The following is a 15390-nucleotide window of genomic DNA, read 5'->3' as shown; positions in this document are numbered from 1 at the left end:
ATGCGCTGGGACGTCGTCGCCTGGGGGGCGCTGGCCCTGCTCCTGTTCGCTGCGGAGGCTCTGCTGCCCGGCGCGTTCATGCTGTGGATCGGCATCGGCGCTGCAGCGGTGTTCGTGCTGGTGGCGATCTTTGCCGGCATCCCGCTGCTGTGGCAGGTGGTCGCCTTCGTCGTGCTGAGCGTGCTTTCGATCCAGTGCTACCGGCGCTGGGGCAGATCGCGGGCACGCGCCAGCGACAAGCCGTTGCTGAACCGCCGCGCCGAGCAGCTGATCGGTCGGGTGGTGCCATTGCAGCAGGGCATCACGGACGGGCAGGGTCGGGTCAGCATCGACGATGCGTACTGGCAGGTCAGCGGTCCGGAACTGCCGGCCGGGGCACGGGTGCGGGTGGTCGCGGTGCAGGGCAGCACGCTGGTGGTTGAAGCGGCCAGCTGAGCCGGCCGACAGGCGGTGCGTGCGCGAACCGCTGCGGTGCGGCACGCCCGGGGGCGATCGATCTGGGATAATGGGGGTTCTTGTTTCCTCTGCTGCCGGAACGGTCATGACCCAGAAGACGCTGCTCAACGATACCCACCGCGCCCTCGGCGCCAAGATGGTCGATTTCGGGGGTTGGGACATGCCCATCCACTACGGCTCGCAGCTGGACGAGCACCACCTGGTGCGTCGCGAGGCCGGCGTGTTCGACGTCAGCCACATGACCGTGGTGGACCTGCGCGGCGAGCAGGTCAAGCCGTTCCTGCGCCGCCTGCTGGCCAATTCCATCGACAAGCTGAAGGTGCCGGGCAAGGCGCTGTACTCGTGCATGCTCAATGCCGAAGGCGGCGTCATCGATGACCTCATCGTCTATTACCTGGGCGAGGACTTCTTCCGCATGGTGGTCAACGCCTCCACCCGCGAGAAGGATCTGGCCTGGCTGCGTACGCAGGCCGCTCCGTTCAACGTGTCCGTTGAACAGCGTCCTGACCTGGCCATCCTCGCCGTACAGGGGCCGCAGGCGCGCGAGCTCGTCATTGGTCTGGTCGGCGCCGCCGACCGCGAGGCGCTGGGCAAACTCGGCCGCTTCGCCGCGCTGCAGGTGCGGTCCGATGAGGGCGTCGAACTGTTCGTTGCCCGTACCGGTTACACCGGTGAGGACGGTTTCGAGATCCTGCTGCCGCAGGAGGCCGTGGTCGGGTTCTGGAACCGCCTGCTGTCTGCAGGCGTGAAGCCGGCTGGCCTCGGTGCCCGCGACACCCTGCGCCTGGAGGCCGGCATGAATCTGTACGGCCAGGACATGGACGAAGCCATCAGCCCGTACGAAGCCGCACTGGCCTGGACGGTGTCGCTGGACGAAGGCCGTGACTTCATCGGTCGCGACGTGCTGGAAGCGCAGAAGGCCGCCGGCAATGCGCGGCAGATGATCGGCCTGGTGATGGACGAGAAGGGTGTCCTGCGCCACGGCCAGGTGGTCACCACGGCCGGCGGCCAGGGCGAAATCCTGTCCGGCACCTTCTCGCCGACGCTGGCCAAGGGCATCGCCTTTGCCCGCGTGCCGGCAGGTGACCTCGGCCAGGTCACGGTCGATATCCGTGGCCGGCAGGTGCCGGTGCGCGTGGTCAAGTTCCCCTTCGTGCGCGAAGGCCAGGCCCAGCCCGGCGTGCTCGCCGACGCCTGATCCGAACGTGCCGGACGTCACTGACAGCAGTGGCGGCCGGTTGGTTACACTAGCCCCGTTTTTTCCACCCCCTGCAAATCCTGGAGCAGTCCCATGAGCGAGATCCCCGGCGACCTCAAGTTCCTCAAGTCCCACGAGTGGGCCCGTGTCGAAGGCAATGGCCGCGTTACCGTCGGTATTTCCGACCACGCCCAGGGCCTGCTGGGTGACCTGGTCTACGTCGAACTGCCGGAGGTCGGCGCCGACGCCAAGGCCGGCGAGCAGATCGCTGTCGTCGAGTCGGTGAAGGCGGCCTCGGACGTCTACAGCCCGATCAGCGGCAAGGTCGTCGAGGTCAACTCGGCGCTGTCCGACAAGCCGGAAACCATCAACGAAGATGCCTACGGCGAAGGCTGGATGTTCGTGGTCGAGCTGTCCAACGCCGAAGAGATCAACGAGCTGCTGGACCCGGACGCTTACGCCGAAGTCCTTGAGAACGACGACCACTGAGTCGTTGTTTCCTGGTTTGAAAACGGCCACCTTCGGGTGGCCGTTTTCGTTCCGGCGACCGCGCCGGACTCATGACGCCCGGTTCGCTGCACACCCACGACGCGGCATCAGGCGCTTCGGAAGGGTGTCTTCGGACGCGCGCAGTTTTGCGCAAATCCGCGTTTCCACCCCGCGCCGGCGCGTTCGAATGTGAAAACTTTTTCTGCCTCGTTGCGGCCCCGTTGTGGTGGCGCGGCAGGCCGCTGCGATACGTAGCCCGGGTGCGCGCGCGAGGTGGCGCAGGAATGGCACGCATCTACGCAGAGTGCTTATTTCAAGTGTTTTTTCTTGAGCGCGCGCGCACGCAGTGGTGCGCGTGGCGGTCGTGTTGTGCACGCCAGCGGTGTCTGCGGAAGCGAAACGAGGACGCTGGAGGCGGTGTCCGGGACGGCGCCAATGTGAAAATTTTTCGCGGGGGTTGTTGACAGTAAAAAAAAGCGTGATTAGGTTTCGCCTCAGCAGACCTTGCCTGCCCAACCGAGTGCGCAGAATCAATCGTCCGATGCGAAGCAGCCCCTCGAAAGCCACCGCGATCCCCAAGACGGTGGACATGGCCCCGCTTCCCCCGGAGAAATGCAAGGCAACTCCCGTTCCGATGCCTGCTCCGCCGATCGAGGCAGGCATTGCCGCATCCGTAACGGCGCGCCTGACGCGCCGGCGGTCCCCGCACGCAGCATCCGCGGGTTTGATCCACCTGGGCGTTTCAACTCCCTATCACTGACGAGGAGCCATCCCATGGCAACCAAGAAAGCTGCGAAGAAAAAGCCCGCCGCCAAGAAGGCGGTGAAGAAGGTCGCTAAGAAGGCCGCTGCCAAGAAGGCAGTGAAGAAGGTCGCAAAGAAGGCGACCGCCAAGAAGGCGGTGAAGAAGGCTGCGAAGAAGGTCGCCAAGAAGACCACTGCGAAGAAGGCAGTGAAGAAGGCGGCAAAGAAGGTAGCCAAGAAGCCGGCGAAGAAGACCGCGAAGAAGGCAGTGAAGAAGGTCGCCAAGAAGGCAGCGAAGAAGACTGCAAAGAAGGCCGCCAAGAAGACCACTGCCCGCAAGCCGGCCAAGAAGGTCGCCAAGAAGGCGACCAAGAAGGCCGTAAAGAAGGTTGCGAAGAAGGCGGCCAAGAAGGCGACCAAGAAGGCTGCCCCGAAGAAGGCAGCGAAGAAGGTCGCCAAGCGCAAGCCGGCCGCCCGCAAGAAGAAGGCCGCTCCGGTCGCTCTGCCGGCAACCCCGGCGCCGCTGATCTAAGTACTTCCCGATAGCCGTACCCTGAAACCCCTTCCTCGGCTGCCCAGCGAGGAGGGGGTTTTTTTATCCCCTGCCTGCAGCCCGCAAGAAAAAAGGGCGACCGATGGGCCGCCCTTCCGGTGATGCCAGGGAGTGCCGGTTCAGCGCGGCGAGGCGACCGCGCGGTTGCTGGATGCACCCTTGCCCTTGCGCTTGTCCTGCTGCGCCGGGCTTGCGCCCTCGGCCATCAGGTTGTCGCTGCCGAAGTCGGTATCCACGTCCAGCCAACGTTGCGAGGGAAGGCCAAGCGCGGAGTCGAGCACGGTCGGCAGCAGGCCGCTGGGCAGGCCGCTTTCGCCGTTCCACATGATCGCGATGCCGAGATCACGCTCCGGGACCAGAGCGACAAGGCCACGGTAGCCCTGCACGGCGCCGGCGTGGAACACCACGTCATGACCGGCGTAATCGAAGGTGCGCCAGCCGAGCGCGTAGCCGGCCGAATGCAGACGCTCGCGGCGCCAGCCCGACCGCATTTCGCCCGGCGTGTTGATCAGGCTCGAATGCAGGGTGGCCAGCAGCGGTGCCGGCAGCACGTCGGGGCGATGACCGGTGTGGGCCAGCAGCCACTGTGCCATGTCGCTGGCACTGGCGTTGACGCCGGCCGCCGGCGCGACCCGGTAGTAGGTCGGTTTCGGCGTCAGCGACACCCAGCCATTACGGCTGCGCACATGCGGACGTGCCCACCGCGAACTGGCCTGGATGCCGGCCAGGCCGAGGCTGGCATCGTTCATGCCCAGCGGCTTGAAGATGCGGCGCTCGACCGCCTGCTCGTAGAAGCTGCCGGAGGCGGCGTAGACGACGTCGCCGATCAGGCTGAAGGCCACGTTCTGGTAGGCGTAGCAGTCGCCTGGCAGGCACTTGAGGCTGGTGTTGGCCAGCTTCTGGGTCAGTGCGTAGTACTCGGCGTTGCCTTCGATGTCACGGTCGTAGGCGTTGTAGGGCAGGCCGACGCGGTGGCTGAGCACGTCGGCGACGGTCAGACGCTCGGTGGCTTCCGGCGAGTTGAGGCGGAAGCCGGGCACATAGTCGGTGACCTTGCTGTCCCAGCGCAGCGTGCCGTCATTGACCAGCAGGCCGGCCATGGTGCCCGCGAAGGCCTTGGACAGCGAGGCCAGCCGGAACACGGTATGGGCATCGACCGGCAGCGGATTGTTGACGTCGGTGACGCCGTAACCGCGCGCACTCAGCACGCGTCCGCCCTGCACGATCGCCACCGCCATGCCCGGCACGCGCTCGCCATAGGTGAGCTGCTGCGCCATCGATTCGATGTTGGCAACGTTGAAGCCGGGGGCGGGTGCCTGCACCTGCGGCATCAGGCCGGTACGGTAAGCGGCCGGCTGGGTATGAGCGACGGCCGGCGCGGCCGCGGTCTCGATGTTGGCCGGCATCGGCGGCAAGGCCGGCGGGGTCTGCGCGGTGGTGGACAAGGCAACGGGCATCAGCATGCCCAGCAAACCGGTGGCCGCCGAACGGATCGGACGACGCAGGCTGTTCTTTTTCATCGGTTGGACCCGTGCGCGACTGCTGATGGCGATTCTAGCGCCGCTTTTCGCCTGTGCACAAACAAAGCGAAGATGAATGCGCATCTCGTTGAAAAAGTTGGAATTTTGACGCTGCCGGATTGTGTATCCGAACGTGTCGGCGGTCGCCCGTGCGAGTCCCCTGCGGTGCCACCTGCGTGCCGCGCTGGCGATGTTGCAGTGCATTGGCTAACGTACGCGCTTTGCCGCCCCCCGGAGCCTGCCATGCCGCTGTCCAACCGCTGCCTGCTGGCGTGGGGCGCCGCATGAGTTCGGTGCAGGACGGGAGGCCGTTGCGCGGGCTGCTGGCAGCGCTGCGCGAGTCCCCGGCACTGTGGTGGTCGTTCCTCTACTTCTTCTGCCTGCTGAGCGGCTACTACGTGCTGCGACCGGTACGCGAGGCGATGGCGGCTTCGGCCGACCTGGAGACGGTGTTCCCGCCGGTGCTGATCGCCTGGTTCGCCAGCCACGGCATCGCACTGAAGGATTTCGTCCTGCAGTTCCTGTTTTCCTGCGTGTTCGTGATCATGCTGGTGCTGCAGCCGGTCTATGGCTGGCTGGTCAGCCGCTTTCCGCGGCGGGTATTCCTGCCGGCCGTGTATGGCTTCTTCATCGCGACCCTGCTGGGCTTCTACGCACTGTTCGACAGTGGCGTGCCGGGGCGGGGCATGGCCTTCTTCTTCTGGGTCATGGTGTTCAACCTGTTCGCCGTCGCCGTGTTCTGGAGCTTCATGGCGGATGTGTTCTCCAACGTGCAGGCCCGTGCGTACTACGGCTACATCGGCGCGGCCGGCACGCTCGGCGCGTTCCTCGGCCCGATCATCACCAGTGCGCTGGTGCAGCGGGTGGGTATCGCCAACCTGATGCTGGTCTCGGCCGGCTTCCTGATCGTGTGCCTGCTGTGCATCTGGCGCTTGCGGCACTGGGCGGTGCTGCGTGAACGCGAGCAGCAACTGGTCTCCGGCGAGCAGCCGATGGGCGGCAGCGTGCTTGATGGCCTGAAGCTGATCGCGCGCGAGCCCCTGCTGCGCTGGCTGGCCATCATGGTGGTGTTCGGCGTCGGCGTGGGAACGCTGCTGTACAACCAGCAGGCCAGCATCGTGCGCGCGTCGTTCACCGACCCTGCGGCGAGCACCGCATTTTTCTCGCGCATCGATCTGGCGGTGAACGCGCTGGCCCTGCTGATGCAGCTGGGCCTGACCCGCTGGCTGCTGTCGCGCCACGGCATCGCTCCGGCGCTGTTGATTCCCGGCTTCGCGATCCTGATCGGCTTCTCGGTGCTGGCGGCGTCGCCGATGCCGCTGATGGTGGCGGTGGTGCAGGTGATGACCCGGGCCAGCGAGTTCGCCCTGGCCAAGCCGGCACGCGAGACGATCTATACCCGTGTCGACCGGCAATGGCGCTACAAGGCCGGTGCGGCCATCGACACGGTGGTCTATCGTGGTGCCGACCTGAGCTTCACCTGGGTGCACAAGGGACTGGCATTGTTCGGTTCGCACGTGGTGTTCATCGGAGGCGTTGCGGTGGCCGCGTTCATGACGCTGGCCGCGTTCGGCGTGCTGCGCGAAGAGAAGAAGCTGCCCCGCGACCGTTGATTTTCCGGGGTCAGATCCTTTTCCGGCAGGAAAGGGATCTGACCCCATTCTCCATCCCTGTTCAAGGAACCGCCCATGTACTGGATCGCACTCGCCCTGACTCTGCTGGTCGCCCTGCTGCACGTCTACTTCCTGGTGCTGGAGATGTTCCTGTGGACGCGGCCACTGGGGCTGAAAACGTTCCGCAACACGCCGGAGAAGGCGCAGACCACACAGGTGCTGGCGGCCAACCAGGGGCTGTACAACGGCTTCCTGGCGGCCGGCATCGTGGCGGGGCTGGTGATGGCACAGCCGGTGCTGGTGACGTTCTCGCTGGTCTGCGTGGTCGTGGCGGGGTGCTATGGCGCGTACAGCGTGAGCCGCCGGATCTTCATGATCCAGGCGCTGCCGGCGATCCTGGCGCTGGTGCTGCGCGCGCTGGTGTGAGAGTTCCGGCCAACGGCGCAGCCCCTCGTGGGTTGGCCGCGTAGAGCGTGTCATGGGTTTGGCCGGGCGGGTTGGGTTTGCGGGGGACGCCGCAAGTACGTCCCTGTAGGCTTGGCCGCGGCATCCATGCCGCGGACACCCCCGCGAACCCAACCCGCCCGGCCCCTGACAGTTTCCGCGGGCGTCCAGCCCACGGAGAAGAAAAAAAAGAGCAAACAGCAACAGCAACAGCAAAAGCGGCCGATGGGCTGCTTTTGCTTCTGCTCTTCTTTTTTCTTCTGCGTGGGTTGGACGCCGCACAAATCTGTCAGAGGCCGGATGGGTCGGGCCGGGCGGGGTATCCGCGCCATGGATGGCGCGGCTAAGCCCCCAGGGATGGGTTCACGGCGTCCCCGCCTGGCTCGACCCATCCGGCCCAACCGATAACCGCATGCCGCGACCAACCCACGAGGGGCTGCGCCGTTGGCCGGAACCTCACTTGGCCGGCGACATCCACATGTCGATGACCGCGCTGAACACTTCGGTCCCTGCACGGTCGCGCACGCTCACCGTCACCGGCAGCGCATAGCCCTGGGCCGCGACCACGATCGGCTGCGCCGGCAGTGCCACCGCCTGCAGCGTGCCGCGTGCCTTGGCCAGGTACTGCACCTGCATGCCCTTGGGGATCCAGCGCATGCCCTTCGGCAGTGATGCATCGACCATCAGCCCGGCCGTCAGTTCGGCCAGATTGCACATCGCGATCGCGTGCACCGTGCCGATGTGGTTGCGCACCCTGCGCCGGTCCGCCAGCGTACCTTCGCAGCGGCCATTTTCCAGGCGGGTGATGCGCGGCGCGATGCTGGCGAAGTAGGGCGCCTTGAAGCACACCGCGCGCGAGAACAGCCAGGTGCCGGCAGGCCAGCGCTGCAGGCGGTTGTAGAGCGAGAGCAGGGGCGTGGACATGGTGGGATTCCGTTGGGCGGATAAAGCGACGGCGGGCCGAGGCCCGCCGTCGAGGCAACGCGCGTCGCGGGCGATCAGGCAGCCTGCGAGTGCGGGTCCTTGTGCTGGCGGTCGTAGTAGCTGGCCGCACGCAGTTCGTGGGTGTCGAAGTCGTCCACGGTGATGGTGTCCAGGGTCAGCGTGCGCAGCTCTTCCAGCAGCGTGCGCTCGTCCTGGGTGATCACACCTTCGGCCACGGCTTCGTCCAGCTGGCTCTGGAAGTCCAGCGCCTCGATGCCCTTGCTCTTCAGCGCCTTCAGGAACTTGCGCTCCACCGGCTCGGCCATGATGGCCTTGGCCAGATAGCTGTTGATGCGGCCGCCGGGGTTGTTCTCGCACGGGGTCAGGAACACACCCTGTGCCAGGCGGTCGCGCGCTTCGTTCGGCGCCATCAGCAGAGCGGCGACGCGACGGCTCAGGCGATCACCCGGTGCTTCGGCGCGGCGACCCAGCGGGAAGATCAGTGCCCACATCAGCCAGCCGATCGGACGGATCGGGAAGTTGCGCAGGGCGGCCGACAGCGATTCTTCGATCTTGTGCACGCTGTCATGGAAGGCCCACGCCAGCAGCGGCTGGTCGGCCTGCGGTGCGCCTTCATCGTGGTAGCGCTTGAGCATGGCGCTGGTCATGTAGATGTGGCTCAGCACATCGCCCAGGCGGCCGGACAGCGATTCCTTGAACTTCAGCTTGCCGCCGAGCGTCATCATCGAGATGTCGGCCATCAGCGCCAGATTGGCCGAATAGCGGTCCAGCTTGCGGAAGTAACGGCGGGTGTAGGCATCGCCCGGGGCGGCACCGAAGCGGGCGCCGGTCAGGCCGAACCAGAACGAGCGCACGGCGTTGGAAATGCCGTAGCGGATGTGGCCGAACAGGCTGCGGTCGAATTCCTGCAGGCCGGCACGGGTATCCGGATCCTGTGCAGCCTTCATCTCCTTCAGCACCCACGGGTGGCAGAGAATCGCACCCTGGCCGAAGATCAGCAGGCTGCGGGTCATGATGTTGGCGCCTTCCACGGTGATCGCGATCGGCGCAGCCTGCCAGCTGCGGCCGGCGAAGTTGCGCGGGCCGAGGATGATGCCCTTGCCGCCGATGACATCCATCACGTCCGAGATCACCTCGCGGCTCATGCTGGTGCAGTGGTACTTGGCGATCGCCGACGGTACCGATGGCACGTCGCCGCGGTCGACGGCGGCAGCCGTGGCCTGCGACAGCGCGCTGATCTTGTAGGCCTTGCCGCCGATGCGGGCCAGTGCTTCCTCCACGCCTTCAAAGCGGCCGACCGACAGGCCGAACTGCTTGCGGATGCGCGCGTAGGCGCCGGTCACCGCAGCGCCGGCCTTGGCGCCACCGCTGGCGGTGGACGGCAGCGTGATCGAACGGCCCACGGCCAGGCATTCGTTGAGCATGTTCCAGCCCTTGCCGGCCATGGCAGCGCCGCCGATGAGCTGGGTCAGCGGGATGAACACGTCCTTGCCGCGGATCGGGCCGTTCTGGAAGGTCGAGTTCAGCGGGAAGTGGCGGCGGCCGATCTCGACGCCGGCGGTATCGCGCGGCAGCAGGCCCAGAGTGATGCCGATGTCGCGGGTCTCGCCGATCAGGCCATCCGGGTCGTACATGCGGAAGGCCAGACCGATCAGCGATGCGACCGGAGCCAGGGTGATGTAACGCTTGTCGAACGTCAGCCTGACGCCCAGCACCTGCTCGCCATTCCATTCGCCCCGGCAGACGATGCCGTAGTCGGGAATCGAGGTGGCATCGGAGCCGGCAAACGGGCCGGTCAGGCCGAAGCAGGGCACTTCACGACCGTCGGCCAGACGCGGCAGGTACTGGTCCTTCTGCTCCTGGGTGCCGTAATGCACCAGCAGTTCGCCCGGACCCAGCGAGTTCGGCACGCCGACGGTCGAGCTGACCACCGAGGATACCGAGGCCAGCTTCTGGATCACCTTGTGGTGGGCCAGCGCAGAGAAGCCCAGGCCGCCGTATTCCTTCGGGATGATCATGCCGAAGAACTTGTTCTTCTTGATGAAGGCCCACAGCTCCGGCGGCAGGTCGGCGTGGACGTGGGTGATCTCCCAGTCGTTGACCATCCGGCACAGCTCTTCCACCGGGCCGTCGAGGAAGGCCTGCTCCTCGGCGGTCAACTGCGGCTTGGGATAGTTGAGCAGGATGTTCCAGTCCGGATCGCCGGTGAACAGCTCGCCCTCGAAACCGACCGAGCCGGTTTCCAGTGCGATGCGCTCGGTCTGCGACAGCGGCGGCAGCACCTTGCGGAACACCTTCATCATCGGACCGGTCAGCAGCGGCTTGCGGATGAACGGCAGCAGCAGCGGTACAGCGATCAAGGCCAGCACGGCGGCGGCGACGATCGTGGAGGTCTGGTTGACGTAGGGGATGAACCAGCAGGCGACCAGCAGCGCGGCGCTGATCAGCGTCCAGGTGACCAGCCGCATGCGGTGGTAGGCGGCGAATGCACCTGCCAGCAGCAGGGCAAGGAAGGGAAGAACGATGCTCATGAGCGTGCTCCGGTGACGTGCTCGTTTGTGACGGACGAAGCTGCGGCGTCCACCGCAGGCAACACGTCCAGATAGTCCAACACAGTAGCGGTAAAGGCGTCGTTGTCGTCGCCGGCGACCATGTGCGTGGCCTGCGGCAACTGCACGTGGCGCGCGTGCGGGGCCAGCGCCAGGAACTCGGCCACGGTCTGCGGCGTGACCAGGTCGCTGCGACCCCCACTGACCAGCAGCATCGGGCACTTCACCTGGCGCGCGGCATCGGCCAGCGCATCCTGGTGCTGCTCGCTGTCGCGGGCCAGCTCGGCGACCAGGCGCGGATCCCAGTGCCAGCGCCAGCGGCCGTGACCATCCTCGCGCAGCAGCGCGCGCAGCGACTGCTCGGATTTGCGAGGCCGGTGCGGCATGTAGGCGGAAATCACGTCGGCGGCCTGCGCCAGCGAGGCGAAGCCATCGGGATGGGCGGTCATGAAGGCGAGGATGCGCTCTACGCCCGCGGTATCCCAGCGCGGGGTGATGTCCACCAGCACCATCGCCGAGAACAGGCCCGGCCAGCGCGATTCGGCCAGCAGGCCGAACAGGCCGCCCATCGAGGCCGCGACCAGCACGGGCGGGCGCGGCTGTTCACCGGCCAGCACGATCAGATCGTCAGCAAACTGCTCGCCGTGATAGGGCAGGTCGGCGGCATTCCAGTCCGAATCGCCGTGACCGCGGGCGTCGTAGGCCAGCGTCTGCAGGCCGGCAGCAGACAGCGCGCGGGCCGTGGCGTTCCAGGCATGCCGGGTCTGCCCGAAACCGTGGGCGAACAGCACCCGGCCGCGGCGGCCGTGATCGCTGGCCGTGGCGGCCAGCCGTGTGCCGTGCGCGGCTTCCAGACGCAGGTCGTGGAACGCAACGGGAGTGGGGGAAGTAACCATACTTGCTAGTATGGATCGGTTGTGGGGGATGTCAATACTGCATGGTATGGTGCGGCGCGTCAGGTGGCCGGTCGGCACAGCGGAGCCCTTGGGCTGCATCCGCGTACTGCAACGAACCCCGCCGTATGGTTAAATCACTCCATGAATCAACCTGACGCTTCTGCCGGCGAACCGCGCGCCGGCCGCAACAGCCGCCTGAGCGCCGAAGACTGGGCCCAGGCGGCCCTCGATCTGATTGCTGAACAAGGCGTGGGTGCCGTCGCGGTGGAACCGCTGGCGCGGCGCCTCGGCGTCACCAAGGGCAGCTTCTACTGGCATTTCCCCTCGCGCGACGCCCTGCTGCAGGCGGCGTTGGAGCGGTGGGAGCTGTTCGAGCAGGAGCAGGTGTTCGGCAGCCTGGAAGACGTGCCGGATCCGCGCGCGCGCCTGCGTCAGCTGTTCCAGATGGTGGCGCACGAAGTGCAGCCGCACATCATCTACAGCGAGCTGCTGAAGGCGCTGGACCATCCGATGGTGCGGCCGGTCATCGACCGCGTTTCGCAGCGTCGCCTCGATTACCTGATCGCCTCGTTCCGTCAGGCAGGCCTGAGCTCCACCGACGCACGCCATCGTGCGCGCCTGGCCTATGCGGCCTATGTGGGCTTCCTGCAGCTGTCGCTGCAGCTGCAGCAGCCGAAGCAGGCGCGGGAGGATTTCGAGGCCTATGTCGAACACCTGATCGAGACGCTCATTCCGAACGGCTGACGGTTTCCGTTGCCCACGAGAAAGCCGCGACCTGATCGCGGCTTTTTTGTTGCCGGTGCAGGGTGGTACGCGCCGGCAGTGCAGAAAGAACAACGGCCCCTTGCGGGGCCGTTGCTGCAGTCATCGATCGATCAACCGATCAGAACTTCTGCTGGTACTTCATGTATACGAAGCGACCGATGTCGTAACCACCGTAGTACGAGTAGCCCGAGTTCGGCTGGGCGTAGGCCGGAGCCGCCCAGTGATCGAACACGTTGTTGGCACCGACGGCCACGGTCGCATTCCACGGCAGATTGTAGGACACCTGCAGGTCGTGGAAAGTGTTGGAGCCCAGCTCGTTCTTCGGCGTGATCTGGCCCTGCGTATCCGGTGCACTGAAGTCCGGCAGGGTGCAGCGGTCGTCGAAGTAGCAATCTTCCTTGGTGCCCGAGTAATAACGCGCGGTCCAGGAGACCGACAGGTTCTCCAGCTGCCAGTTGATGGTCAGGTTTGAACGGATACGGAAGTTGCCTTCGAAGCCGTTCTGCTGGGTCGGCGGATTGTCGGTGTTGTCCTGCTTGATCTCGTTCTTCGTGACGTAGGTGTTCTGCCACGACGTGGTGAAGTTGCCGAAACCGGTCTCGAAGCGGTAGTTCACGTCAAAGTCGAAGCCTTCGGTCTCGACATAGCCGGCATTGCGCAGTGCGAACTCCAGATCGGTGATGTTGCCGTTGGCGTTACGCGTGAAGCCGGTGCAGCGGGATTCGATGCCACGCAGGTAGCAGTCGTTCAGCAGGTCGGTCGGCGTGTCGGCAACGATGGTGTTCTCGATGCGGATGTTCCACCAGTCCAGCGAGGCGTTGAAGCCGCTCAGGAATTCCGGGCTCCACACCACGCCGATGGTCTTGGACGTAGAGGTTTCCGGCGTCAGGCCCGGCGTCGAACCGGTGATGAACGGGGTGTCGCTGGCCTCACCCGGACCCTGTGCCGGGCCACTGCTGGAGGTGTTCGGCTGGCGGAAGCCGGCCGGCACGTCGGCCAGGCAGCGCGCGTTGCCTGCGGCTGGGCCGAAGCTGGTGTCACATGGATCCGTGTAGCTCGGGAACGTCTGCGAGATACCGCCGTACAGGTCGGCCACGGTCGGGGCGCGGAAGCCTTCCGACCAAGTGCCGCGGATCAGGATCGAGTCCACCGGCTTCCACTTCAGGCCGAACTTGCTGTTCAGCGTGTCGCCGAAGGTGTCGTAATCCGAGTAACGGGTGGCGGCGGTCAGGGTCAGTTCCTTCGCGCCCGGCAGGTCGGCCAGGATCGGGATCTGCAGTTCTGCGTAGATTTCGTTGAGGTTGTAACCACCCTGCGTCGGGCCTGCGGCCAGATCGGTCGAGATGCCGGTCTGGGCCAGCGCGTCCGGCGAGAACGAACCGCTTTCTTCACGACGCTCCACGCCGATCGCCACGCCCAGATCACCCGCCGGCAGGGTTGCGATGGTGCCGGCGATATTGGCGAAGTAGTTCTTGGTCGTGGTGCGCGACAGCGCTTGGCCCGGCTGATACAGATAGGCCTGCACGTCGGGATCGGCAAGGCTGTTCGGCGAGTTGTAGCCGTTCGGAATAAGCGGGTTCCACGGGGTGCAGGCCCCGGGGCCGCTACCCAGCGGGATCGGGGAATCCGGGGTGCCGCACTGTGCCTGGCCGTTGGCGTTGATGAAGGACGGACCTGTAGCCTGACCAACCGCGTAGGTGTTCAGGTTGCCGGTGCTGACCTGGGTGCCCTTGTTCTGGTTGTACAGATAGCCGGCTTCCCAGTCCCAGTAGCGCTCGCCGGTCTGGAACGAACCGCTGAACACGCCGGTGAAGCGGGTGGTGGTCAGGCTGTTGTGCACTTCGCGGGGTACTTCCCAACCGCGACGGACATAATCGACGTCTTCGCCTACCGGGTTGTAGATGCTGTCCGCCGACAACGGGCCGGCCAGCGGGTAGTCCTCGCTGAAGAACGGATAGCCGGCGTTCTGCGCGAACGACTCACGGTCGGTGTACATGACGCTGGTGTCGAAGCGCACGTTGTCGGTGAAGTCGAAGCGGCCGTTCAGGAAGGCCGACTTGCGCTTGATGCCGCTGTACACGGTCGAGGCCAACGCGGGATTGGAGACGTCGATGGACGGGTTGACAAGGCGGTAGCTTGCGAAGTCGGACGGATCCAGGCCCGGGACATCACGGCGCAGGGTGTAGAGCTGGCCGTTGTAGACGAAGCGGCCCCACTGCGAGGTGCCGGACAGGCCGCCCGGACGCGGGGCGCTCTTCTCGCCGGTCGGGAAGCGGTCACGCGAGAACCAACGGTCCTTTGCCCACACCGGATCTTCATTGGTGTATTCAACACCGGCGGTCAGTGAACCACGCTCACCACGGAAGCCCATGATGAAGTCGTAGTTCTCGCGCTTGCCATCGCCTTGGTCCCACTGGCCGATGTACACGTTGGCTTCCGCGCCTTCGAAATCCTTGCGGGTGATGATGTTCACCACGCCGGCGATCGCGTCCGAACCGTAGATGGTGGAAGCACCGTCCTTCAGGACTTCGATGCGCTCGACCATCGCCGACGGGATCGACGCCACGTCCTGCAGGCCATCGTTGGTGATGCCGAGGCGTCGGCCATCGATCAGGATCAGGGTGCGGTTCGCACCGAGGTTGCGGAGGTCGATGTAGTAGCCGCCGACGGCTTCACCCGAGCTCAGCGGCGAGGTGCGGCTGATGGCGGGCGAACCGGCGGTCGGGATGTTCTGCAGGATGTCGGCGACCGACTTGAAGCCCTGCTTCTCGATCTGGTCACGGCTGATGGTCATCACCGGCTGTGCGGTTTCGGTGTCGACCTGGCGGATGCGCGAACCGGTGACCTCGATGCGATCGAGGTTGGTGGCATCCTGGGCCTGTGCCGTCGCCGTGGTGGCACCGGCAACAAGCGCGATCACAACTGCATCGCGCAGCTGGCTGGACTTGAGTTTCATTGGCTCTCTCTCTCCAAGAAATCTTGGCTGGGGTTATGCCCGGCGGGGAAGCGAAAGTGCGCTTCCAAATCGCGAGGCTGAGCCGATAGTAGCGGGCGCCTGCCAAGAATTAAAGCTGTGTTAATCAAAGCTGTGATTTGTGTAAATTGATGGAATGTCAATACTTTTCAATGGCTTGCAGTAGGGTTTGTGGCATGGCGCCTCGTTTGTTAAAGAAAAATGATGAAAAAAGTTTCCATTGATATGTATCGAAACATGTCGCT

Annotated in this window: 12 protein-coding genes; 7 read left to right on the top strand and 5 right to left on the bottom strand. The window is 65.3% G+C overall.

The features are described from left to right. From ACZLIF_RS15825 to ACZLIF_RS15810, 4 genes are all read left to right on the top strand, one after another. On the top strand, nucleotides 1-435 hold the full coding sequence (locus ACZLIF_RS15825) for an NfeD family protein (RefSeq protein WP_053520258.1): 435 nt from the start codon (nucleotides 1-3) through the stop codon (nucleotides 433-435). Between the two features lie 106 nt (nucleotides 436-541). Then, on the top strand, nucleotides 542-1654 hold the full coding sequence (gcvT, locus tag ACZLIF_RS15820; RefSeq protein ID WP_053520259.1) for a glycine cleavage system aminomethyltransferase GcvT: 1113 nt from the start codon (nucleotides 542-544) through the stop codon (nucleotides 1652-1654). Nucleotides 1655-1747: 93 nt separating this feature from the next. Then, nucleotides 1748-2143 carry a glycine cleavage system protein GcvH gene (gene gcvH / locus ACZLIF_RS15815; protein WP_053520260.1) on the top strand — a complete coding sequence of 132 codons (396 nt, stop codon included), beginning with the start codon at nucleotides 1748-1750 and terminating at the stop codon, nucleotides 2141-2143. A gap of 774 nt (nucleotides 2144-2917) precedes the next feature. Then, complete coding sequence (locus ACZLIF_RS15810) at nucleotides 2918-3418, top strand: histone (protein WP_065174792.1); 501 nt, start codon at nucleotides 2918-2920, stop codon at nucleotides 3416-3418. A 140-nt stretch (nucleotides 3419-3558) separates the two neighbouring features. On the opposite strand, the gene ACZLIF_RS15805 is transcribed toward ACZLIF_RS15810, so the two are convergent. Next, entirely contained in the window at nucleotides 3559-4959 is a 1401-nt protein-coding gene (locus tag ACZLIF_RS15805; protein WP_053520262.1) for a serine hydrolase domain-containing protein, read from the bottom strand. A 284-nt stretch (nucleotides 4960-5243) separates the two neighbouring features. On the opposite strand from ACZLIF_RS15805, the gene ACZLIF_RS15800 reads away from it, so the two are divergent. Together ACZLIF_RS15800 and ACZLIF_RS15795 are read left to right on the top strand one after the other, a co-directional pair. Next, the gene (locus tag ACZLIF_RS15800) at nucleotides 5244-6572 is read left to right on the top strand and encodes an NTP/NDP exchange transporter (protein WP_053520263.1); all 1329 of its coding nucleotides are present in this window, start codon (nucleotides 5244-5246) and stop codon (nucleotides 6570-6572) included. Nucleotides 6573-6647: 75 nt separating this feature from the next. After that, complete coding sequence (locus ACZLIF_RS15795; protein WP_128989749.1) at nucleotides 6648-6998, top strand: DUF1304 domain-containing protein; 351 nt, start codon at nucleotides 6648-6650, stop codon at nucleotides 6996-6998. A gap of 474 nt (nucleotides 6999-7472) precedes the next feature. Here the strand turns inward: ACZLIF_RS15795 and ACZLIF_RS15790 are convergent, their stop codons facing one another. From ACZLIF_RS15790 to ACZLIF_RS15780, 3 genes are all read right to left on the bottom strand, one after another. Then, complete coding sequence (locus ACZLIF_RS15790) at nucleotides 7473-7940, bottom strand: hotdog fold domain-containing protein (RefSeq protein WP_065182618.1); 468 nt, start codon at nucleotides 7938-7940, stop codon at nucleotides 7473-7475. A gap of 74 nt (nucleotides 7941-8014) precedes the next feature. Then, nucleotides 8015-10492, bottom strand: a complete 2478-nt coding sequence (locus tag ACZLIF_RS15785; protein WP_128990767.1) for an acyl-CoA dehydrogenase — start codon at nucleotides 10490-10492, stop codon at nucleotides 8015-8017. Next, a complete protein-coding gene (locus ACZLIF_RS15780) occupies nucleotides 10489-11406 on the bottom strand; it encodes an alpha/beta fold hydrolase (protein ID WP_065174796.1) in 918 nt (305 codons plus the stop codon). Before ACZLIF_RS15780 ends, ACZLIF_RS15785 begins: the two co-directional genes overlap by 4 nt. A gap of 141 nt (nucleotides 11407-11547) precedes the next feature. On the opposite strand from ACZLIF_RS15780, the gene ACZLIF_RS15775 reads away from it, so the two are divergent. Continuing rightward, the gene (locus ACZLIF_RS15775) at nucleotides 11548-12150 is read left to right on the top strand and encodes a TetR/AcrR family transcriptional regulator (RefSeq protein WP_053520195.1); all 603 of its coding nucleotides are present in this window, start codon (nucleotides 11548-11550) and stop codon (nucleotides 12148-12150) included. 139 nt (nucleotides 12151-12289) lie between these two features. Here the strand turns inward: ACZLIF_RS15775 and ACZLIF_RS15770 are convergent, their stop codons facing one another. Further along, the gene (locus tag ACZLIF_RS15770) at nucleotides 12290-15127 is read right to left on the bottom strand and encodes a TonB-dependent receptor (RefSeq protein ID WP_128990769.1); all 2838 of its coding nucleotides are present in this window, start codon (nucleotides 15125-15127) and stop codon (nucleotides 12290-12292) included. Nucleotides 15128-15390: the final 263 nt, after the last annotated feature.

The sequence above is a fragment of the Stenotrophomonas sp. 2201_Sma genome, from assembly GCF_056486685.1.
This window is presented reverse-complemented; position numbering and strand designations above follow the sequence as displayed.

Bases quoted from the DNA above. Each gene is read 5' to 3' on its own strand.
- ACZLIF_RS15825 (WP_053520258.1), top strand. From the start codon at position 1: ATGCGCTGGGACGTCGTCGCCTGGGGGGCGCTGGCCCTGCTCCTGTTC.
- gcvT (WP_053520259.1), top strand. From the start codon at position 542: ATGACCCAGAAGACGCTGCTCAACGATACCCACCGCGCCCTCGGCGCC.
- gcvH (WP_053520260.1), top strand. From the start codon at position 1,748: ATGAGCGAGATCCCCGGCGACCTCAAGTTCCTCAAGTCCCACGAGTGG.
- ACZLIF_RS15810 (WP_065174792.1), top strand. From the start codon at position 2,918: ATGGCAACCAAGAAAGCTGCGAAGAAAAAGCCCGCCGCCAAGAAGGCG.
- ACZLIF_RS15805 (WP_053520262.1), bottom strand. From the start codon at position 4,959: ATGAAAAAGAACAGCCTGCGTCGTCCGATCCGTTCGGCGGCCACCGGT.
- ACZLIF_RS15800 (WP_053520263.1), top strand. From the start codon at position 5,244: ATGAGTTCGGTGCAGGACGGGAGGCCGTTGCGCGGGCTGCTGGCAGCG.
- ACZLIF_RS15795 (WP_128989749.1), top strand. From the start codon at position 6,648: ATGTACTGGATCGCACTCGCCCTGACTCTGCTGGTCGCCCTGCTGCAC.
- ACZLIF_RS15790 (WP_065182618.1), bottom strand. From the start codon at position 7,940: ATGTCCACGCCCCTGCTCTCGCTCTACAACCGCCTGCAGCGCTGGCCT.
- ACZLIF_RS15785 (WP_128990767.1), bottom strand. From the start codon at position 10,492: ATGAGCATCGTTCTTCCCTTCCTTGCCCTGCTGCTGGCAGGTGCATTC.
- ACZLIF_RS15780 (WP_065174796.1), bottom strand. From the start codon at position 11,406: ATGGTTACTTCCCCCACTCCCGTTGCGTTCCACGACCTGCGTCTGGAA.
- ACZLIF_RS15775 (WP_053520195.1), top strand. From the start codon at position 11,548: ATGAATCAACCTGACGCTTCTGCCGGCGAACCGCGCGCCGGCCGCAAC.
- ACZLIF_RS15770 (WP_128990769.1), bottom strand. From the start codon at position 15,127: ATGAAACTCAAGTCCAGCCAGCTGCGCGATGCAGTTGTGATCGCGCTT.